This window comes from Photobacterium piscicola, assembly GCF_046058925.1.
Classification (GTDB): domain Bacteria; phylum Pseudomonadota; class Gammaproteobacteria; order Enterobacterales; family Vibrionaceae; genus Photobacterium; species Photobacterium piscicola.
Window position 1 is genome coordinate 2,943,975 of record NZ_CP175534.1, and the last position, 22,134, is coordinate 2,966,108.

Here is a 22,134-nt window from a genome sequence, read left to right on the forward strand (position 1 = left end):
GCTATTTTGGCAAGAATAACGCGTTTTGTTATTCATAATCGTAATACAACAGAATTAAGTTTGTGAATGATGCGGTGTCATCACTACAAACACACATCAAGGATGCAGGACAGGAGTCCATCTCAATGCAAATTGATTGTGTAAATAAATTAGGGATAACCAAGCCTTAGGAATATGGCTTGATGTAACTGAAAGGATGTATCTATGACAGCTCAAGAGCTTAACAGTCAGGGACTTTATGTGCCTGAATTAGAGCACGATGCCTGTGGTATCGGCTTTGTTGCCCACCTTAAAAACCGTAAATCTCACCAGATCGTCACTCAAGCTCTCGATATGCTCGCGCGTATGGAGCACCGTGGTGGTCAAGGCTGCGATCCTAGCAGTGGCGATGGTGCTGGCATCTTATTGCAAAAACCCCATGAATTTTTATTAGAAGAAACGGTTAAGCTGGGAATTAAATTACCTGCTTTTGCACAATATGGTGTAGGCGTAGCGTTATTTCCCAAAGACGAACATAAACGTCAACAATGTCGTGATATTCTTGAGCGCAATGCTAAACGTCTCGATCTGGAAATTATTGGTTATCGAGTACTTCCGGTCGATAATTCAATGATCGGTGAGGATCCACTCAGCACGGAACCTCAATTTGAACATGTTTTTATTACCGGTGGTGCTAATTTAGATCCCGCCGTATTAGAACGTAAGCTTTACGTATTACGTAATTACACTGTACGTGTATGTTTAGAAAGCGTGTCCAATATTGGTGATGACTTCTACATCAACTCACTGTCATATAAAACCTTAGTCTATAAAGGCCAGTTAACGACAGCCCAAGTACCGCAATACTTCCTTGATTTACACAATCCAGCAATGGTCACCGCCTTAGCGTTAGTGCATTCCCGTTTTTCAACTAACACTTTTCCTCGCTGGCGATTAGCGCAACCTTTCCGTTATATTGCCCACAACGGTGAAATCAATACCGTGCGCGGCAATCTTAACTGGATGAAGGCCCGTGAAGCCATTCTTGAATCTGATTTATTCAGCCACCAAGAAATTAGTATGCTACTGCCAATTTGTCAGGAAGGTAGTTCAGATTCATCCAATTTTGATATGGCGCTTGAGTTATTAGTGCTTTCAGGGCGAAGTTTACCGCATGCTCTGATGATGTTAATCCCTGAAGCATGGCAAGAAAACACCAGCATGGATCCTAAGCGGCGCGCTTTTTATCAGTATCACGCCAATATTATGGAGCCGTGGGATGGCCCTGCATCTGTCTGTTTTACTGACGGTGTACAAGTCGGTGCTACATTAGATCGCAACGGGTTACGACCATCACGCTATACCGTCACTAAAGATGATTTTCTGATCATGGCATCAGAATCAGGGGTAGTAAAAATTGCCCCCGAAAATGTGCAGTTCCGTGGCCGCTTACAACCTGGGCGTATCTTCGTTGCCGATCTTGAACAAGGTCGTATTATTTCAGATGAAGAAGTTAAAGATAGCATCGCGACCTCACAGCCATATGAGCAATGGATCAAAGATAATTTACTAACACTAAAAACACTACCTGATGCTGACAACATGTACCACCAGCCAACCCCTGAGCGGTTACTGCATCATCAACAAGCCTTTGGTGTTAGCTCTGAAGAAGTTAACGATATTATTGTGCCACTCGCTAATGCTGGTTATGAACCACTAGGCGCGATGGGTGCTGATTGGCCACTAGCGGTGCTATCCCACCAATCACAACATTTATCTAATTACTTTAAGCAGTTATTTGCGCAAGTAACCAATCCACCGATTGATCCTATTCGTGAACGAATGGTGATGTCACTCAATACCTATCTTGGTAAAGATCAAAATTTACTGACGGAAACCTCTGAGCATTGTCATAAAGTTGAGCTCGAATCACCGGTATTATCTAATGCTGAATTAGAAAAAATTCGCGCCATCGATAATGAACACCTGCAATCTAAAACCTTGGATATCGTGTTCAGAGCCAGCGGCGAACAAGGCAAACTTGATCGTGCATTAAAACGTATCTGTCAATACTCTGAAGATGCGGTGGTTGATGGTTACTCAATTATTATTTTAACCGACCGCGCAGTTAACTCTAACCATGCAGCCATCCCCGCGATGTTAGCTGTGGGTGCGGTTCACCATCACCTAATCCGCAAAGGCTTACGTGCTAAATGTGACATTGTAGTTGAAACGGGTGATGCCCGTGAAACCCACCATTTTGCGACCCTTATTGGTTATGGTGCTAATGCCATTAACCCTTATTTGGTCACGGAAACACTGGTCGATTTACAACATAAACGAAAACTTGACCCAGAACTGCCAACTGATACGTTATTTGATAACTACCGTAAAGGGGTTAACGGTGGACTGCTAAAAATCTTCTCTAAAATGGGAATTTCAACGCTGCAGTCTTACCATGGCGCGCAAATTTTTGAAGCCCTGGGTATTAGCAAATCAGTGGTTGATAAATACTTCACCGGTACTGTTACCCGTATTCAAGGATTAACAATTGATGATATTGCCCAAGAGGTATTAGTACGTCACCGTGTTGGTTATCCAACCCGTGAAATTCCAGTACAAATCCTTGATGTAGGCGGTGTCTATCAGTGGAAACAACGCGGTGAAAAACACCTGTTTAATCCTGAAACGATTTCATTATTGCAACAATCAACCCGCAACAAAGATTATGACCAATTTAAGTTGTATGCCAAAGCTGTTGATGAACAAGGTGACAATGCTGCGACATTGCGTAGCCAGCTAGATTTTGTCAACAATCCAGCCGCTTCAATTGCACTGGATGAGGTTGAGTCACTTGATAATATTCTTAAACGCTTTGCAACGGGAGCCATGAGCTTTGGTTCGATATCTTATGAAGCGCACTCAACCTTAGCGGTCGCAATGAACCGCATTGGCGCAAAATCTAACTCAGGCGAAGGCGGTGAAGATCCGATTCGATTTGATAAAAAAGACAATGGTGATTGGGAGCGTTCAGCGATTAAGCAAGTAGCGTCTGGTCGTTTTGGAGTGACCTCATACTACCTCACCAATGCCGCTGAACTGCAAATTAAAATGGCACAGGGTGCAAAACCGGGTGAAGGCGGACAACTGCCGGGCGATAAAGTCGATGATTGGATTGGTGCAACCCGTCACTCAACCCCTGGGGTCGGCCTTATTTCACCACCACCTCACCACGATATTTACTCAATCGAAGATTTAGCTCAGCTAATCTATGATTTGAAAAATGCTAACCGTGACGGTCGTGTTAACGTCAAGTTGGTTTCAGAAGCTGGTGTTGGAACCATTGCTTCAGGCGTAGCCAAAGCCAAAGCTGATGTAGTGTTAATTGCAGGCTTTGACGGTGGTACCGGTGCATCCCCTATTTCATCGATTCGTCACACGGGTTTACCATGGGAACTTGGCTTAGCTGAAACCCATCAAACACTGCTTAAAAATGGTTTACGTAACCGAATAGTGGTGCAGTCTGATGGGCAAATGAAAACTCCACGTGACCTTGCAATTGCGACTTTACTCGGTGCTGAAGAATGGGGCGTAGCAACCGCAGCACTGGTGGTTGAAGGTTGTATCATGATGCGTAAGTGTCATAAAAACACCTGCCCAGTGGGGATTGCGACTCAAAATAAAACCTTACGTGAGCGTTTTGATGGCCGCGTCGAAGATGTAGTAACCTTCTTCCAATACATGGCTCAAGGCTTACGTGAAGTAATGGCTGAACTCGGTTTCCGCACCATTGATGAAATGGTTGGCCAAGCGCAGAAGCTTAAATTGCGTGATGATATCGGCCACTGGAAATACAAAAACCTCGATCTTAGTCCGGTACTGCACATTCAACCGCCACGAGCTGAAGATGGTATTTATAACCAACGCCAGCAAGATCATGGTTTAGAAAACGTACTTGATAGAACCTTGATTCGATTAGCACAACCGGCACTGACTACAGGTGAAGCGGTTACCGCACAACTGCCGATCATCAATACCGATCGTAGTGTTGGCACTATGCTGTCTAATGAAATATCAAAAGTCTATAAAGACCACGGTTTACCACTGCCGATGACGGTCAAATTTAACGGCTCTGCGGGGCAAAGTTTTGGGGCTTTCCTTGCTAAAGGGGTCCACTTTACCGTCGAAGGCGATGCCAATGATTATTGGGGGAAAGGCCTTTCTGGCGGTACACTCGTTCTCTACCCTGATCGTCAATCCGATATTATTGCTGAAGATAATATTGTGGTTGGTAACGTGTGTTTCTACGGTGCAACCTCTGGCGAATCTTACATTCGTGGCCTTGCAGGTGAACGTTTCTGTGTTCGAAACTCAGGCGCGAAAGTGGTCGTCGAAGGCATTGGCGATCATGGCTGTGAATACATGACCGGTGGTGTTGCCGTTATTTTAGGTCAAACAGGCCGTAACTTTGCTGCGGGCATGAGTGGCGGTGTCGCTTATGTATGGGATCAATTTGGTGATTTTGAAACCAAACTCAATGCTGAACTGGTTGATATTGATCCAATCGAAGCTGACGATAAAGCTGTTTTACTTGAGATGTTAGCTAAACATATTGAATTCACCGGTAGTACGGTTGCAGAACTGTTCTTATCTAATCTTGAGGCTAACCTCAAGCAGATGATAAAAGTCATGCCAAGGGATTACAAAGTCGTATTACAACAGCGTCAAGCTGCCGCTCACAACAAGGAAACGTTGGAGGCCATCAATGGGTAAGCCTACGGGATTTTTAGAATTTGGCCGTGAACTGCCAAATAAGTTAGATCCAAGTGTTCGTATTCAGAATAATAAAGAATTTGTCCTTAACGATGAATTTGGTGACAAAATTCAAGAACAATCATCACGTTGTATGGATTGTGGCGTACCTTTTTGCCATAACGCATGCCCGATTGGTAATATTATTCCTGAATTTAATGATGCGGTTTATCGTGATAGCTGGGAAGAAGCATGGAACATTTTAAGTTCAACCAACAACTTCCCTGAATTTACGGGACGCGTCTGCCCAGCCCCTTGTGAAAGTGGTTGTGTGCTTGGCATAAATCAAGATCCAATCACCATCTGTAATATTGAAAAAACCATTGTTGAAACTGCTTATCGTAACGGTTATGCCAAACCTAAAACGCCACGTTCACGTACAGGAAAAACCATTGCTATTATCGGTTCGGGTCCTGCGGGGTTATCCGCCGCAGAACAACTTAACAGTGCAGGTCATACTGTGACCGTGTTTGAGCGCGATGAAAAAGTGGGAGGCTTACTGCGATTTGGGATTCCTGACTTTAAACTTGGGATGGATATTATTGATCGTAAAATTGACCTGATGGCGCAAGCTGGTGTGAAATTTGAAGTCAATGCTCATATTGGGGTCGATATTAACGCCCAACAGTTACGCCAAGAATTTGATGTTATTTTGCTAACTGGTGGTTCAACTGTCCCGCGTAATTTACCTATTCCGGGGCGTGAGCTTAATGGCGTCCATTTTGCGATGGACTTTTTAGCCCAAAATAACCGCCGTGCAAACGATATGGATCTCAAGACAGCTGAAGTACATGCACAAAACAAGCATGTCGTTGTCATTGGTGGTGGCGATACTGGTTCAGATTGTGTCGGTACTTCCAACCGCCATGGCGCGGCAAGTATCACTCAAGTCGAAATCATGCCATTACCACCAGAGCAACGCCCAGCCAATCAACCGTGGCCGTCATACCCAATGATCATGAAAACCTCGACCTCACATGAAGAAGGCTGTGATCGCTATTGGAATATTCTGACCAAAGAATTTATTGATGATGGTAACGGTAATGTCAAAGGGCTACGGATCGCTGATATTGCATGGCAAGACGCCAAGCCTGGTGAAAGACCGAACTTTGAAGAGATAGCCGGAACCGAACGCATCATAGCCTGTGATATGGCATTTTTAGCGATGGGGTTTTTACACCCAGAGCCAACAGGCGTATTAGCACAGTTGGATATTAAACTTGATGATCACGGTAATGTTGCCACTCAGAATTTCGCTACCAGTCAAACTGGCGTATTTGCCGCAGGTGATATGCGAACCGGACAATCATTAGTAGTGCGATGCATCAATGAAGGTCGAGAATCAGCTCGTGTGATTGATAGCTACTTAATGGGTAACTCCCATCTTGAAGCGAAAGCGAATTCATTGATGCTTTCGTAAACTTATTATTGTTTGATTCAACTAAAAAATTTAAAGCCAGCGCATTAACGCTGGCTTTTTATTGGTTACAGCTCAGAAGATTATCTCCTTATACAATTTTATAACATATCATCACACCACCCACCAAGATTAATGCTTTTTTAATCTAAAAATACAATTATTAACCCTTAATTATTACTCAAAAAAACTTACAGCTGTAATGAATATAACTTTATTTCAGATAGTTAAGATTAATAAAAACCAGTTAATAGTTATAAATGTCATTTGTTAGCAATATTTGACCTTTTTGTAAATTATCGTTAGTTTGAAATATCGTAGGAGGCAAAATGAGTAATCAAGATTGATTTTCATTTTGCAGTAAAACTGTTTACAGCAAACAGGAGCAAGGGAGAATTGCAATGTCACTGTATAACCCATCACTAGAAAAAGATAACTGTGGCTTCGGTCTTATCGCCCACATTGAAGGCGAAACTAGCCATAAACTTGTTCGTACCGCAATATCTGCCCTCGATCGTATGACTCACCGAGGAGGAATTGCCGCGGATGGAAAAACTGGCGATGGCTGTGGCTTATTAATTAAAAAGCCTGATAATTTTTATCGTATTATTGCCGCAGAAAAGCAGTGGAATCTATCGCGTGAATTTGCGGTAGGAATGATATTCCTCAGTCAAGATCCTATCCTTGCTCAACATGCACGTGAAATTATCAACGAAGAGTTAATCACCGAAACCTTATCCATTGCGGGTTGGCGTGAAGTACCGATTAACTCAACTGTCCTCGGGCCAATAGCACAACAATCATTGCCAACCATTGAACAAGTGTTTATCAATGCCCCTGCGGGATGGAAACCACGGGACATTGAACGTCGGCTTTATATTGCTCGGCGTCGAATTGAAAAACGTATTACCGATGATAAAGAGTTCTATATTTGTAGCCTCTCAACCCAAGTCACGGTCTACAAAGGGTTATTTATGCCCGCTGATCTGCCTAAATTTTATCAAGATTTAGGCGATATTCGATTAGAGTCCTCGATCTGCTTATTCCACCAGCGTTTCTCAACCAATACTCAACCGCGATGGCCATTAGCACAACCATTCCGTTACTTAGCCCATAATGGTGAAATTAATACCATTACCGGTAACCGCCAATGGGCACGTGCACGCGCTTATAAATTTAGCTCGCCACTGCTGCCCGATTTAAAAACAGCGGCGCCATTTGTTAATGAAACCGGATCTGATTCATCCAGCCTTGATAATATGCTGGAGCTGTTTTTAGCCGGCGGGATGGATCTCTTCCGTGCGATGCGAATGCTCGTGCCACCAGCATGGCAAAACCACCCAGATATGGATCCCGCATTACGTGCTTTTTATGATTTTAACTCCAAGCATATGGAACCATGGGATGGTCCCGCTGGAATTGTAATGTCAGACGGACGTTACGCGGCGTGTAACCTTGATCGTAATGGCCTTCGCCCTGCGCGTTATGTGATCACCAAAGATAAACTGATCACCATCGCTTCTGAAGTCGGCATTTGGGATTACACCCCAGATGAAGTGGCAGAAAAAGGCCGCGTTGGCCCCGGTGAACTATTGGTTATCGATACTAAATTTGCCAAAATCTGGCATTCACAAGATATTGATAACGAACTGATGAGCCGCCATCCGTATAAGCAATGGATGGATACTCATGTTCAACATTTAGTGCCCATTGAGCAGTTAGATGATAGCCATATAAGCCAACGTAGTTTGGATGATAATCAGCTTAATACTCACCACAAACAATTTAATGTCAGCCGAGAAGAGCTCGATCAAGTACTGCGAGTTATTGGTGAAAATGGTCAAGAAGCCACAGGCTCAATGGGAGATGATGCACCAATGGCAGTATTGTCGTCACAGCAGCGTCCTATCACCGACTATTTCCGTCAAATGTTTGCGCAAGTCACTAACCCACCGATCGATCCTTTACGTGAAAAGCATGTAATGTCGCTTGCGAGCTGTATTGGTCGTGAAATTAATGTGTTCTGTGAAACCGACAGTCATGCTCAACGAGTGGCATTTAAGTCACCAGTGTTGCTGTATTCTGATTTAAAACAATTACTAGAACTTGATCAGCAATACTACGCCAGCAATCAGCTCGATATTAATTTTGATCCACAACAAACCGATCTTGAGCAAGCGATTATTAGCTTATGTGATAAAGCGCAGCAGTTAGTTGAACAAGGGGCGGTACTGATTGTGTTATCCGATCGCAGCATCAGCAAAGAGACTCTGCCGATTCCAGCCGCAATGGCGGTAGGTGCCGTTCAACGCCGATTAGTCGATAACAATTTACGTTGTGATACCAATATTGTGGTTGAAACCGCTACCGCACGCGATCCGCATCAATTTGCGGTGTTGTTTGGTTTTGGTGCTACGGCGGTTTACCCCTACCTTGCCTATGAATCATTGGCAAAAATGGTCGATAGCAATGTCATTAACAAGCCTTATCGCGAGGTGATGATCAACTACCGTAATGGTATCGATAAAGGCCTGTTTAAGATCATGTCCAAAATGGGTATCTCAACCATTTCCTCTTACCGTTGTTCAATGTTATTTGAAGCTATTGGCTTAGGTGATGACATTATTGAGTTGTGTTTCAAAGGGGTTTCAAGCCGTATTGCTGGCGCTGATTTTAGTGATATTCAACAAGATCTGCACAACCTTGCGCGTACAGCATGGCTAAAACGCAAACCGATTGATCACGGCGGCTTACTTAAATATGTTCACGGTGGCGAGTTCCACGCTTATAACCCGGATGTCGTTTCAACTTTACAAAAAGCGGTTAAATCTGGCGATTATCAAGATTATCTCGCTTTTGCAGAGCAAGTAAATCATCGCCCTGTAGCCGCTATTCGTGACTTATTGGCCTTAACGGATAACCATAATCCAATTGCGATTGAGAACGTAGAAGCCGCAACGGAATTGTATAAGCGCTTTGACTCAGCAGCGATGTCGATTGGCGCCCTAAGCCCAGAGGCACACGAAGCATTAGCAATTGCAATGAACAGGTTAGGCGGTTGTTCTAACTCAGGTGAAGGTGGTGAAGATCCACGTCGTTTTGGTACTGAGCGTAACTCACGTATTAAGCAAGTGGCGTCTGGTCGCTTTGGCGTCACTCCGCATTATTTAGTCAATGCCGATGTGATCCAAATTAAAGTCGCGCAAGGGGCAAAACCCGGTGAAGGCGGTCAACTTCCGGGGCATAAAGTTACCACTGAAATTGCCAAGTTACGCTTTGCCGTACCTGGCGTGACCTTAATTTCCCCACCTCCACATCACGATATTTATTCGATTGAAGATCTGGCGCAACTAATTTTCGATCTCAAGCAGGTCAATCCCAAAGCGTTGGTGTCTGTCAAACTGGTATCAGAACCCGGCGTTGGCACTATCGCGACAGGTGTTGCCAAAGCTTATGCCGATTTAATCACGATCTCAGGTTATGACGGTGGTACGGGCGCAAGTCCACTGACGTCAGTCAAATATGCAGGTAGCCCGTGGGAGCTGGGTCTGGCTGAAACCCAACAAGCATTAGTCACTAACGGTTTACGACATAAGATCCGTCTGCAAGTGGATGGCGGCTTAAAAACAGGGCTCGATGTGGTTAAAGCAACGATTTTAGGCGCAGAAAGCTTTGGTTTTGGTACCGCGCCAATGGTCGCGCTTGGGTGTAAATACCTGCGTATTTGTCATCTAAACAACTGCGCAACAGGTGTGGCGACACAAGATGAAAAACTGCGTCGTGATTTCTTTAAAGGCTTACCAGAACAGGTAATGAATTACTTTATTGGTGTTGGCGAAGAAGTTCGACAATTATTAGCCCAACTTGGAATCAAACAATTAACCGATTTAATCGGTCGCACTGATTTATTGCAACAACTGGATGGTTTTACCGCTAAACAATCAAAACTGGATTTAAGTCCACTATTGGTCGCACCGACACCACAAGCAGGTAAAACCTTATATTGTAGTGAAGCCAATACCCCATTTGATGATGCGCAGTTAAGCCAACAATTATTGGATCATACGCTAAGTGCAATAGAAACGCGCAGCGGCGGTAATTATCACTTCCCAATTTGTAATACAGATCGATCAATTGGCGCGCGCTTATCCGGTGAAATAGCTCATCGCTATGGTAATCAAGGCATGGCATCAGCACCGATTACACTCAATTTTGTCGGTACTGCAGGGCAATCTTTTGGCGTTTGGAATGCTGGCGGTGTAAACCTTAATTTAACCGGTGACGCTAACGACTACGTTGGTAAAGGTATGGCCGGAGGCAAAATAGCTATTCGTCCGCCACTTGGCTCGTCATTTAAATCCAATGATGCCACCATTATTGGCAACACTTGCCTATATGGCGCTACAGGTGGCAAATTATTTGCAGCAGGTAAAGCAGGAGAACGTTTTGCGGTCCGTAACTCAGGGACGATAGCGGTAGTAGAAGGGGCTGGTGATAACGCTTGTGAATATATGACTGGCGGAATTATCGCTATTTTAGGTAAGACTGGCGTCAATTTCGGCGCCGGAATGACGGGTGGCTTTGCGTATATCTTAGATGAAGATGGTGATTTTGCAGGACGCGTAAACCCTGAGTTAATTGAAGCAGTCGCACTTGAGCAACTCAAAATCCATCAAGAACATTTACGCGGATTAATTGATCGTCACCTGCAAGAAACAGGCTCAACTCGTGCGCATGAAATTTTGGCTAACTTTGACCAATGGATTCCAAAATTCTACCTTGCAAAGCCAAAGTCAGCGGATATCAATACGCTGTTAGGTCATCAAAGTCGTTCAGAATCTGAACTACGTCTTCAGGCACAATAAGGGAGGGAAACCAAATGAGCCAGAATGTTTACCAATTTATTGATGTCGAGCGTATCGACCCACCTAAAAAAGCGATTCAAATTCGAAAAATCGAGTTTGTCGAAATTTATGAGCCCTTTACCGAGCAGCAAGCGGGAGCACAAGCAGACCGTTGCCTCGATTGTGGTAACCCTTATTGTGAGTGGAAATGTCCCGTACATAACTACATTCCACAATGGTTAAAGCTTGCTAATGAAGGCCGAATTATTGAAGCGGTAGAGTTATCACATCAAACCAATACCCTGCCAGAAGTCTGCGGTCGCGTTTGTCCTCAAGATCGCTTATGTGAAGGGGCATGTACCCTTAATGACGATTTTGGTGCAGTCACAATTGGTAATGTTGAAAAATACATTACTGATAAAGCGTTTGAAATGGGGTGGAAACCCGATATGTCAGGCGTTGAACTAACAGATAAAAAAGTCGCCATCATTGGTGCAGGTCCTGCAGGATTATCATGTGCTGATGTTCTAGTACGTAACGGCGTAAAACCAGTGGTATTTGATCGCTACCCTGAAATTGGCGGCTTACTGACGTTTGGTATTCCTTCGTTCAAATTAGAAAAAGATATTATGGTCAATCGCCGTCGTGTCTTTACTGAAATGGGGGTTGATTTCCAACTTAATACTGAAGTCGGTAAAGATATCAGCATTGACACCCTACTCGCTGATTATGATGCGGTTTTCTTAGGGGTCGGCACCTATAAAAATATGCGTGCTGGGCTTGAAAATGAAGATGCTAATGGTGTTTACGACGCACTGCCATTCTTAGTCTCTAATACTTACAAAGTAATGGAACTTAACCAATCACAGCCTTTTATTGATATGCAAGGCAAGCGAGTTGTCGTCCTTGGTGGTGGTGATACCGCAATGGATTGTGTTCGAACTTCAATTCGCCAAGGGGCTAACAATGTTATCTGTGCCTACCGTCGTGATGAAGCCAATATGCCCGGTTCTAAACGTGAAGTGAAAAATGCACGCGAAGAAGGGGTTAATTTTATGTTTAACCTGCAACCATTAGGCATTGAGGTCGATAGTTCAGGTAACGTGGTTGGCGTTAAAGTCGTAAAAACCGCCTTAGGTGACGCTGATGCTGCGGGTCGTCGACACCCTGAACCCGTTGCCGACAGTGAACATGTCTTAGCGGCTGATGCGGTGATTATGGCATTTGGTTTTCAACCACACGCCATGCCTTGGCTCTCGCCTTATGATGTCGAGCTCGATCAATGGGGTCGAATTAAAGCCGCTAACACTGAGTTTGCTTTCCAAACTACCAATCCTAAAATCTTTGCTGGCGGTGACGCTGTACGTGGTTCTGATTTGGTGGTCACCGCCATTGATGAAGGCCGAAAAGCCGCTGATGGTATTCTCGATTATTTAAATCTATAACCGATCGCCCCATAAATACGCGTAATTAACCCCACAGTTGTATTTACAACGGTGGGGTCTTTCTGTGATTAGCCGAGTTTTGGCGAGAGTTTTGGAATAATGATTATGGCTCATGCTACAATCTTAGCCATATCAGCACGGCAAGTGCACCCCATCAAAAAGAGATACCATTCATGAAAATCGGCATTATTGGCGCGATGGAACAAGAAGTTGCCATCCTTAAAGATCAACTTACTGACTGTGAAATCCATAATACAGCAGGTTGTACTATCTACACAGGCAAACTTAACGGTGCAGATGTGGCGTTACTGCAATCAGGTATTGGTAAAGTATCTGCAGCAATAGGTACGGCTGTTTTACTTGACACCTTTAAGCCTGATGTAGTGATTAATACTGGTTCTGCTGGCGGTTTCGAATCAAGCTTGAACGTGGGTGACGTAGTTATTTCAACAGAAGTACGTTACCACGATGCTGATGTAACTGCATTTGGTTACGAAATTGGTCAAATGGCACAACAACCTGCCGCTTTCCTATCTGATGAAAAATTAATGTCTGTTGCAGAACAAGCACTAGCAGCTTTGCCACAACCACCACACGCGGTTCGTGGTTTAATTTGTACTGGCGATGCTTTTGTATGTTCAGCTGACAAGCAAAACTTTATTCGTACTCATTTCCCAACTGTAGTTGCAGTTGAAATGGAAGCCGCTGCCATTGCGCAAGCTTGTCACCAATTTAAGGTGCCGTTTGTGGTTGTACGCGCAATTTCTGATGTTGCCGACAAAGAATCACCAATGAGCTTTGATGAGTTCCTGCCACTTGCAGCACAGAGTTCTTCCGTAATGGTTGCTAAAATGGTTGAATTGTTAAACTAATAACATCAATGAGATGATAACTACTGATGACAACTTCGGCATTTATCGCCTCATTGACAACCAATAGCTCCCTGCTCGCTTTGTGGGGAGCATTAGTATTACATTGGTTATTACCCATCCCCTATCCTATGCACCCATTGCGTATCTGGCACCGTTTAGCCCTATTAATAGCAGCACGGGTCAACCATCCTCATGATAATTACGCTCAGCGATTATTAGCGGGTTATTTAGCTTGGGCATTAATGTGGCTTACTGTAGTGGTGTTATTATTCGCGACCAGCCAATTAGTGTGGTATCCCACTTTATTTCAATTAACATTATTATGGCTTGCCCTTGATTGGCAGCATACCAGCCAACTTAGCCATCAATTTAATTATGCTTATGGTCACAACGATAAAGCTCAATGTCGTCAATTGCTCGCCCCTTATCTTAATCGAAATACCACTGTATTATCCCTGCTTGGTTTAGGCAAAGCTGGCGCTGAAACCATCATTTTAAGCTATGGCAGGCATGTGGTTGGAGTTTTGTTTTGGTATGCGATCGGTGGTGGCATTGCTGCTATTTTATATCGATTAGCCATTGGTCTTGCACGAGCATGGTCACCGACACGTACTCAGTATGCGGTATTTGGATATCCAGCAATACGTATTGCAGCAATACTTGATATTCTACCGCTGCGCTTATTTGCTTTATTATTAAGTACGGGGCGTAATGGCCGTGTGGCAATAAAAGGATTACGGCAGCAAGGTGAAAACTGGCACTTACCCGGTCCCGGTTGGTTATTAGTGGTTATCGGTTATAAGCTCGCCTTATCTCTCGGCGGTCCAGCAATTTACAATAATGTCAAAATGGAACGACCTCGCCTTGGTGGTAGAATTACACCCGCCGCGCTACACATTGCACAAATACAACAACTCATCACTCAGCGACTTTATGTATGGGTCGTACTTGAAAGCTTATTATTATACTTTTTTGGTGGAATTTTATAGTGCGCATCTTATGTCTATTTATGTTGATTATCAGCACCATTACGCCAAGTATTGCAGCCACGTTAGCGCAACAAACCCAACGGATTATTAGCTTATCACCGCATACCACTGAAATGGCTTATGCGGCTGGATTAGGAAACAAGCTTATAGCAGTCAGTGCTTACAGTGACTACCCTCCCGCAGCAGAAAAATTAGAACGTGTAGCAAATTATCGCGGTCTTAAAATGGAGCGTATTTTAGCGCTAAAACCTGATTTAATTTTAGCTTGGCAAGGAGGAAATCCAAGCCGAGAATTAGCACGTTTAGAACAACTTGGGATTAAAATACTCTATTCAAACCCAAAAACATTGGCCGATATTCCCAAGACATTAGAACGACTGGGGCAATATGCCGATTCACCACAGATTGCACAGCAAGCTGCCGCTGAATTTAGACATCAATTACAACAACTGCAACTAACCAATCACAATAAACCTAAAGTACGCTATTTTTATCAATTAGGTTCAACGCCATTAATGACCGTTGCCGATAGTGGCTGGCCAAGTCAAATTTTTCAATTTTGTGGTGGCGACAATATTTTTGCAAATAGCAGTGTGGCCTACCCGCAAGTTAACCAAGAGCAAGTGATTGTTCGTCAGCCTCAAGTGATATTTAGTGCTCAACCAATCGCTGACACTCAACAATTATGGGCACAATGGCAACATCAACTGGTTGCATTTAAGCAACAACACATTTATCAACTAAACACTAACTGGCTAAATAGACCCACACCACGAACGTTACTTGCCATAAAACAAGTCTGTACCTTATTCGATCAAGTACGAGGCGATCACTAATCACACTATTGCGATAAACCCTGTGAATAATCTCACAAAGCATTTCATTATGGTTGTTACTGACGAATTTATTCGTACAATCTCTGCCGCTTAACTCAACTTCATTATTCTTGTAGGTACAGAGATGCTCATTTATTTTCTCGATATGTTTGGCACTGCCATTTTTGCTGCATCAGGTGTACTTATGGCAGGACGACTACGTATGGATCCTTTTGGCGTCGTGGTACTTGCAAGTGTAACAGCCATTGGTGGTGGCACTATTCGAGATATGGCATTAGGGGCAACCCCTGTTTTTTGGATTCATGACACCAACTATTTATGGGTGATTTTTATCACCTGTATCATCACCATGATCGCATCTCAACGCCCACGTCGAATGCCATGGTATTTTCTACCTGTTGCCGATGCTATCGGCCTTGCGGTATTCGTTGCTATTGGTGTTGAAAAGTCATTACGTTATGGTGCATCACCACTAGTCGCGGTTATTATGGGTGTGATCACTGGATGTGGCGGTGGCGTTATTCGAGATGTTTTAGGTCGTGAAGTGCCGATGATTTTCAGAACGGAAGTTTATGCTACTGCTTGTATTATTGGCGGTACCATTCATACCCTTAGTTTATCACTGGGAGTCCTACCGTCGATGGCTGCCATTATGGGTATTATTACCACCCTTTCGATTCGCTTAGCCGCTATTCGTTGGAATCTTTCTTTACCCACTTTTGCTCTGCGTAATTAACCTAACGTAATGACACCACTGATAATAAAAAACCGCCACTATGTAACATGGCGGTTTTTTTATATCTTTTGTTTATCATTTATTAAACATAGCGTTATTGCTTAATAGTCATGATATTGAGATAACAACTATTCTTCAATAACAACTCGACTACGTTGAAAACGACGGTAAACCAGCCAGACAATAGCAATAACGATAACCGCAGCAACAATCCAACATTGAGTTTGATATTTATGATAAAACGCCAAAATAGGTGCGACTTCGTCACGTAAATAAGTAGGCGCAACACCAAACACAAGTAACCACACGGTCACAGCAAGAAAGTTACCCGTAAAGAACAATTTAGCGGGCATTGCTGCAATACCACAGCCAATACACATAAATTGCTTAATACCTTCCACAAAACGGCTAATGATCAGCCCTAACATACCATAGCGATCGATAAAACCATGTAATTTGGTTAATGTTTTAGGCTTAATCCATTGTTTTCGAGTGACAACGTGTCCAAATTGACGCCCAATAAAATAACCAATGCTATTACCAATAAAGCTGGCGCTCCAGCCAACCATCAATACCGCGGGTAATGACATTTTTCCTGATGCCGCTAATAAACTTGCCACAACCAATAATGACTGTCCTGGTGCGGGAATCCCCATCCCTTCAACCGCAATTGCCAGCGCTAAAATATAATAGCCATATTGCTGCAGCAATGGCGTGAGTTCAGTAATAATATGTTGAATCGATTCCATGGCCAGTCTATGTCAGAAAAAAGAATTTGAATTTGTGATGATAGACCGAATTTAACAGAGACTCTAACGATCAAAGCTAAAAATTAAGCTTACAAAAATGAACTAATTTAGAAAAATTAACTCTCAGTAGATAAGAATATGTTTTGCAGCAAGATAAAGGTTCATTGTAGCTTGTTGTAAAAGTAACCATTTTGGGTTACTTCGACAAATTTTATAAAAACAATATTGAATATTTGGTCTTCAATAGCACCTGATATTGAAAGCCGTTACACTTAATATTATTTATTTTTTATCTAGTACCATCATGAATGGAAGCTCATTACCTCGTATGCCAAGAATAAATAAAATACTGATAGGGATAATCAGTAGTGCGGTTATTGCGCTTATTGTGGCTCCTGAAATTTATGCAGAGCCACCCGCTAAAACTGAATTTAAATATCAATTAGGTCAGCACTATCCGCTCGCTTTATCGCCATCATCAACGACTACGGCTAAACACCTACCACACTCAGCGTTAGTATGGAAAAACCATATCGTCGAAAATGGTGAAAGTTTAGCTATCGCATTTGATAGTGTTGGTTTAGACAGCGCTCTATTACATCAAATTGTTACAACCAACAGTAAAACCAAAAAACTGACGTCACTGCGCCCTGGGGATAAATTGAATTTTGGTTTTGATGATGCGGGTAAATTAATGGAATTACACCAACCATTAACCAACCTTGAAACCTTAATCATCAAACGTAATCGTGATAACAATGACTTTACTGCCACAATAACGAAACAACAGATAGAAACTCAAACCAATTACGCGCAAGCAACCATTGACTCTAGTTTCTGGAGTGCCGCAGATAAAGCAGGATTAACAGCCAATCAAATCATGGAAATAGCAGCGCTGTTCGGTTGGGATATCGACTTTGCACTTGATATTCGTGCGGGGGATAAATTTGAGGTGTTGTTTGAACAACATTACCTTGATGGCAACCCGATAGATCACGGCAATATTTTAGCTGCCACATTTACCAATATGGGACAAACATTTACGGCAGTCCGCCATGATAACGGTAAATATTATGATAAAGATGGTCAGGCGATGCGAAAGGCTTTTCTTCGCTCACCGATCAACTTCCGTTACGTCAGCTCTAACTTTAATCCGCGTCGGCTACATCCGGTAACCAAACAAGTAAAAGCCCACCGTGGCACCGACTATATAGCTCCGATTGGCACCCCTATTTGGGCAGCGGGTGATGGTGTTGTTATCGAATCAAGTTATAACCAATTTAATGGTAACTATGTCTTTATTCGTCATAATGGCAACTATGTCACCAAATATTTGCACATGACGAAACGCATGGTGAAAAATGGCCAGCGCATTAAACAAGGACAAACTATTGGTACCTTAGGCGGAACAGGACGAGTGACGGGCCCGCATTTGCATTATGAATTCTTAGTTAACGGTCAGCATCAAAATCCACGCACTGTTGATTTGCCCCAAGCGCATTCACTTTCAGGCTCAACACAAACCGTGTTTAAGCAGCAAGCAGGTGACAAACTAGAACAGGTAAAAAGCTACAGTCACTTATTAGCAAACAACGGTATTTTATTACCACAAAGCTAATTAATGGCTGTAATAGCTATCCATATTCAAAAAAAAAGCCGTCAGATAGACGGCTTTCTTTATAATACAAACAGATCACAGTATTACACGCTAAATGACGCACCACAGCCACATGTTGTGGTGGCATTAGGGTTATTCACAAAGAAGCGCGAACCTTCTAAGCCTTCAGTGTAATCAACAACACCACCCACTAAATACTGTAAGCTCATTGGATCAACAACTAATGTTACACCATTGTTTTCAATAGTCATATCACCATCATTGACTTTTTCATCAAATGTAAAGCCATATTGAAACCCACTACAACCACCACCTGTAATATATACACGTAGTTTTAATTCTGGATTTTCTTCTTCAGCGATAAGCGTTTTTACTTTATTCGCAGCCACATCAGAAAAAGTCAGCGGCAAATTAACATCGCTCATTACAAAACCTCTCAAACACTTCCATTAATTAAAGGTGATTATCTAATACCTGACTATTGTGTTCAAGTATTAGCCGTCTCAACTGGAGCATCATGTGGTGAATCGTGGCCTAATTTTTCTTTTTTAATCGTACGATGCAACAATTGGGAGTAAATCGGCTGACCACCTAACATTTGAGCCATCATAGTTGCACCCAGTGTAGTTACCACTAAGGGTAAAATAAGGTGGTAGTTATTGGTCATTTCAATCACCAATAAAATACCAGTAATAGGCGCGCGCACAGTTGCTGCAAATAACGCCCCCATACCTGCGATAGCAAATAAACCCGGTGCAATGCCTAAATGAGGATAAAGGTCGAGGGCTACGGTGCCAAAAAACGTACCAAATAAAGTCCCCAATGCCAGCATTGGTGCAAAAATACCACCAGGAGCACCGGATCCAAAACATAACAGTGTTGTTACAACACGAGCAAAGAACAACAGCAATAGCATATTTAAACTATAGTCGCCATTAGTCGCAGGAGGAATAAGGAAAACACCACCGCCAGTTAGCTCAGGGAAGTAAAGTAACAATAAGCCGAAACAACCACCTAATAAGCCTCCCGTAATTAAATAACGGGTACGATTATTATGGTGAATAGTGACAAACCAATCTAATGTAAAAATAATTAAACGGTTAAAAACGACACCAAAGCCACCAAAGAGTAGCCCTAGAACTAAGAATAACCATAATGAAGTCAGCGCGGGTGCATCATATTGCGGCATAGTAATAACCGCGCTTTGGCCTGAAATAAAGCGAAATACGATCGTCGACATCATCGCTGAAATCATTACACATTTAACTGAAATTAAACTGTAACGAAATTGAGGTCGCATCTCCTCAATAACAAACATAATGCCCGCCATAGGCGCATTAAATGCCGCAGCTAAACCACCAGCAGCACCAGCAGCAAGTAATGAGTGACGGCCTTCTTTATCTTTTAAACGGAAAATATCTGAAATCATACGACCGATATTACCGCCCATTTGTACAGTCGGACCTTCACGTCCTAGCACCATACCTGAGCCTAATGCACCTAAACCACCAAAGAACTTAACCGGAATAACTCGCCACCAGCGTACAGGACGCATTTCATCCATCGCGCCTTCAATTTCTGGAATACCAGAACCGCCAGCTTCAGGGGCAAAACGACATACAAGGAAATAACCAATAAAGGCTAAAATACCGCTGACAAGAAATGCCGCTAACCACAATGGCAGCACACTGGTAATTTCATCACGCAGCCAAACTGTTCGTTGTTCACTCACCCATCGCACACCAATTTCAAATAGTGTACCGGCTAAGCCAGCAAGCGTTCCGACTAAAGCCGAAAGGAATAGAACAGAAATAGGTGTTTTATCTTGGGTCAAAAAACGCCTAACCAAACCACTCGGTTGCAGGTGGAAGGGCATATGAAGACCGCGCGATTTTTCAGTCATTAGAGAGCCGTATTATATAAAGATAACGCCATTACAGCGAGAGGATGAAGATAGAATTAATACTATAGCCTAATCGAATGTGGTTATGATTTACACTGCTAATGTTGAAAAATAGCTTTGCAACTGTGACTTGTTTCTCAGAATCAACGGGTTTTATTTTAAATTTGGCTTCATTTAAAACAGTAAAATGACTCTATATTCAGCAACACTTTAGGTACAATAAGGCAGTTTCACTCCCCACACTTCTCTTGCCTATGGTTGATTAGGACAGATAATTCTGTGGATTGAATCACCGCCTTACTTTTTTATAGGATTTCACATGAGCAAAACGAACAAGTCAGCTGATTTATTTGCTAAAGCACAACAAAAAATCCCTGGGGGTGTCAACTCACCAGTCCGTGCTTTTGCTGGTGTTGGTGGCACACCACTATTTATTGAGCGTGCCGATGGCGCGTATATTTTTGATGCCGATGGTAATGCTTATATCGATTATGTTGGTTCATGGGGTCCAATGATTTTAGGACATAACCATGCCGCTATTCGTGATGCTGTAATTAACGCAGCGCAACAAGGCTTAAGCTTTGGCGCACCAACAGCAATGGAAATCACCATGGCTGAGTTAGTATCAGAACTCGTACCGTCAATGGAAATGGTACGTATGGTAAGTTCAGGCACTGAGGCGACCATGAGTGCAATTCGTCTTGCTCGTGGTTTTACTGGTCGTGACAAAATTCTGAAATTTGAAGGCTGTTACCACGGCCATGCTGATTGCCTATTAGTAAAAGCAGGCTCAGGTGCATTAACTCTTGGGCAACCAAGCTCTCCTGGTGTTCCCGCTGACTTTGCTAAACATACGTTAACTGCAACTTACAACGATTTGAATTCAGTTCGTGAAGCATTCATGGCTCAACCAGATCAGATCGCTTGTATTATTGTTGAGCCCGTTGCTGGCAACATGAATTGCATTCCGCCCGTACCAGGCTTCCTTGAAGGCCTTCGTGAAATTTGTGATGAATTTGGCGCGCTACTGATCCTTGATGAAGTCATGACGGGTTTCCGTGTTTCACAAGGTGGTGCGCAAGGGTATTACAACATCAAACCTGATATCACAACACTGGGTAAAATTATTGGAGGTGGTATGCCTGTGGGTGCCTTTGGTGGGCGTCGTGATGTAATGGAATTTGTCGCGCCAACTGGCCCTGTATATCAAGCAGGAACATTATCAGGTAACCCTGTAGCCATGGCGGCAGGTCATGCTTGTTTAACGGTACTAACAGAAGATGGTAATGAAAAACGCTTAGCGAAAACCACTCAGCGTTTAGCAACAGGCTTTAAAGCTTTAGCTGATAAACACGGTATTCCACTGGCGGTAAACCAAGTGGGTGCAATGTTTGGTTTCTTCTTTATCGATCAAGATACTGTGACTTGCTATGACGATGTGACCAAGTGTGATATTGAACGCTTCAAGCGCTTCTTTAATTTAATGCTTGATAAAGGCGTGTACCTTGCACCTTCAGCCTATGAAGCATGTTTTACCTCACTCGCACACAATACCAAAGAAATTGATGCAACATTAGAAGCGGCAGATTTTGCGTTTGCCACTCTGGCTGCTGAAGCAAAATAGCATTGTTTTAAAATAAATGAGCTAATGTTATTAAAAACATTATTTTATTAGTGCTATTATGAAAAGAAAGGTCACGAATGGTGGCCTTTTTTTATGATGAATATCAGTAACTATCTATTGCCAAAAATAAACGGCAAGCCCAGCAACAAGTACTAAAATAATTAGCACTAATGGTGGCTTACGCTTTTTTTTGTCATCACAACCACAATTACAACATCCCATAAGCTATCTCCTTGATAAGAGCTATAATCATCAAATAATGGTGATGATTATAATGATAATCTTTATCAATTACAGTGAAAATAGCTTT

13 protein-coding genes are annotated in these 22,134 nt (G+C 42.9%); 10 read left to right on the top strand and 3 right to left on the bottom strand.

Going from position 1 to position 22,134, the window contains the following annotated elements; genetic code table 11:
• Nucleotides 1-204 precede the first annotated feature (204 nt).
• From gltB (ACJZU6_RS13875) to ACJZU6_RS13910, 8 genes are all read left to right on the top strand, one after another.
• Entirely contained in the window at nt 205-4,752 is a 4,548-nt protein-coding gene (gene gltB, locus ACJZU6_RS13875) for a glutamate synthase large subunit (protein ID WP_408900447.1), read from the top strand.
• Nucleotides 4,745-6,211, top strand: a complete 1,467-nt coding sequence (locus ACJZU6_RS13880; RefSeq protein ID WP_408900448.1) for a glutamate synthase subunit beta — start codon at nt 4,745-4,747, stop codon at nt 6,209-6,211. Before gltB (ACJZU6_RS13875) ends, ACJZU6_RS13880 begins: the two co-directional genes overlap by 8 nt.
• A 398-nt stretch (nt 6,212-6,609) precedes the next feature.
• Nucleotides 6,610-11,073, top strand: coding sequence for a glutamate synthase large subunit (gene gltB, locus ACJZU6_RS13885; protein ID WP_408900449.1), 4,464 nt, complete (start codon nt 6,610-6,612; stop codon nt 11,071-11,073).
• 14 nt (nt 11,074-11,087) lie between these two features.
• The gene (locus tag ACJZU6_RS13890) at nt 11,088-12,497 is read left to right on the top strand and encodes an FAD-dependent oxidoreductase (protein ID WP_408900450.1); all 1,410 of its coding nucleotides are present in this window, start codon (nt 11,088-11,090) and stop codon (nt 12,495-12,497) included.
• Nucleotides 12,498-12,670: 173 nt separating this feature from the next.
• Nucleotides 12,671-13,369 carry a 5'-methylthioadenosine/S-adenosylhomocysteine nucleosidase gene (gene mtnN / locus ACJZU6_RS13895; protein ID WP_080158505.1) on the top strand — a complete coding sequence of 233 codons (699 nt, stop codon included), beginning with the start codon at nt 12,671-12,673 and terminating at the stop codon, nt 13,367-13,369.
• 26 nt (nt 13,370-13,395) lie between these two features.
• On the top strand, nt 13,396-14,358 hold the full coding sequence (locus ACJZU6_RS13900) for a cobalamin biosynthesis family protein (protein WP_408900451.1): 963 nt from the start codon (nt 13,396-13,398) through the stop codon (nt 14,356-14,358).
• The gene (gene btuF / locus ACJZU6_RS13905) at nt 14,358-15,194 is read left to right on the top strand and encodes a vitamin B12 ABC transporter substrate-binding protein BtuF (protein WP_408900452.1); all 837 of its coding nucleotides are present in this window, start codon (nt 14,358-14,360) and stop codon (nt 15,192-15,194) included. The genes ACJZU6_RS13900 and btuF overlap by 1 nt, the downstream gene beginning before the upstream one ends.
• 124 nt (nt 15,195-15,318) lie before the next feature.
• Nucleotides 15,319-15,930 (top strand): trimeric intracellular cation channel family protein, encoded by a 612-nt coding sequence (locus ACJZU6_RS13910; protein ID WP_080158508.1) that lies wholly within the window; start codon nt 15,319-15,321, stop codon nt 15,928-15,930.
• Between the two features lie 128 nt (nt 15,931-16,058).
• On the opposite strand, the gene ACJZU6_RS13915 is transcribed toward ACJZU6_RS13910, so the two are convergent.
• Nucleotides 16,059-16,679, bottom strand: a complete 621-nt coding sequence (locus ACJZU6_RS13915; protein WP_408900453.1) for a DedA family protein — start codon at nt 16,677-16,679, stop codon at nt 16,059-16,061.
• A gap of 304 nt (nt 16,680-16,983) precedes the next feature.
• On the opposite strand from ACJZU6_RS13915, the gene ACJZU6_RS13920 reads away from it, so the two are divergent.
• A complete protein-coding gene (locus ACJZU6_RS13920) occupies nt 16,984-18,297 on the top strand; it encodes a peptidoglycan DD-metalloendopeptidase family protein (RefSeq protein ID WP_408900454.1) in 1,314 nt (437 codons plus the stop codon).
• An 83-nt stretch (nt 18,298-18,380) separates the two neighbouring features.
• Here the strand turns inward: ACJZU6_RS13920 and erpA are convergent, their stop codons facing one another.
• Complete coding sequence (gene erpA, locus ACJZU6_RS13925; protein WP_045036017.1) at nt 18,381-18,722, bottom strand: iron-sulfur cluster insertion protein ErpA; 342 nt, start codon at nt 18,720-18,722, stop codon at nt 18,381-18,383.
• 62 nt (nt 18,723-18,784) lie between these two features.
• Nucleotides 18,785-20,173 carry a H(+)/Cl(-) exchange transporter ClcA gene (gene clcA / locus ACJZU6_RS13930; RefSeq protein ID WP_369926012.1) on the bottom strand — a complete coding sequence of 463 codons (1,389 nt, stop codon included), beginning with the start codon at nt 20,171-20,173 and terminating at the stop codon, nt 18,785-18,787.
• 346 nt (nt 20,174-20,519) lie between these two features.
• Here clcA and hemL point away from each other — a divergent pair, with 346 nt between their 5' ends.
• Nucleotides 20,520-21,824 carry a glutamate-1-semialdehyde 2,1-aminomutase gene (hemL, locus tag ACJZU6_RS13935; protein ID WP_080158511.1) on the top strand — a complete coding sequence of 435 codons (1,305 nt, stop codon included), beginning with the start codon at nt 20,520-20,522 and terminating at the stop codon, nt 21,822-21,824.
• The last annotated feature ends 310 nt before the right edge of the window (nt 21,825-22,134 follow it).

Excerpts from the sequence above, each read along its gene's own strand:
- ACJZU6_RS13880 (WP_408900448.1), top strand. The coding sequence starts at position 4,745 with ATGGGTAAGCCTACGGGATTTTTAGAATTTGGCCGTGAACTGCCAAAT.
- mtnN (WP_080158505.1), top strand. The coding sequence starts at position 12,671 with ATGAAAATCGGCATTATTGGCGCGATGGAACAAGAAGTTGCCATCCTT.
- clcA (WP_369926012.1), bottom strand. The coding sequence starts at position 20,173 with ATGCCCTTCCACCTGCAACCGAGTGGTTTGGTTAGGCGTTTTTTGACC.
- ACJZU6_RS13890 (WP_408900450.1), top strand. The coding sequence starts at position 11,088 with ATGAGCCAGAATGTTTACCAATTTATTGATGTCGAGCGTATCGACCCA.
- hemL (WP_080158511.1), top strand. The coding sequence starts at position 20,520 with ATGAGCAAAACGAACAAGTCAGCTGATTTATTTGCTAAAGCACAACAA.
- gltB (WP_408900449.1), top strand. The coding sequence starts at position 6,610 with ATGTCACTGTATAACCCATCACTAGAAAAAGATAACTGTGGCTTCGGT.
- erpA (WP_045036017.1), bottom strand. The coding sequence starts at position 18,722 with ATGAGCGATGTTAATTTGCCGCTGACTTTTTCTGATGTGGCTGCGAAT.
- ACJZU6_RS13910 (WP_080158508.1), top strand. The coding sequence starts at position 15,319 with ATGCTCATTTATTTTCTCGATATGTTTGGCACTGCCATTTTTGCTGCA.
- gltB (WP_408900447.1), top strand. The coding sequence starts at position 205 with ATGACAGCTCAAGAGCTTAACAGTCAGGGACTTTATGTGCCTGAATTA.
- ACJZU6_RS13920 (WP_408900454.1), top strand. The coding sequence starts at position 16,984 with ATGAATGGAAGCTCATTACCTCGTATGCCAAGAATAAATAAAATACTG.
- ACJZU6_RS13900 (WP_408900451.1), top strand. The coding sequence starts at position 13,396 with ATGACAACTTCGGCATTTATCGCCTCATTGACAACCAATAGCTCCCTG.
- ACJZU6_RS13915 (WP_408900453.1), bottom strand. The coding sequence starts at position 16,679 with ATGGAATCGATTCAACATATTATTACTGAACTCACGCCATTGCTGCAG.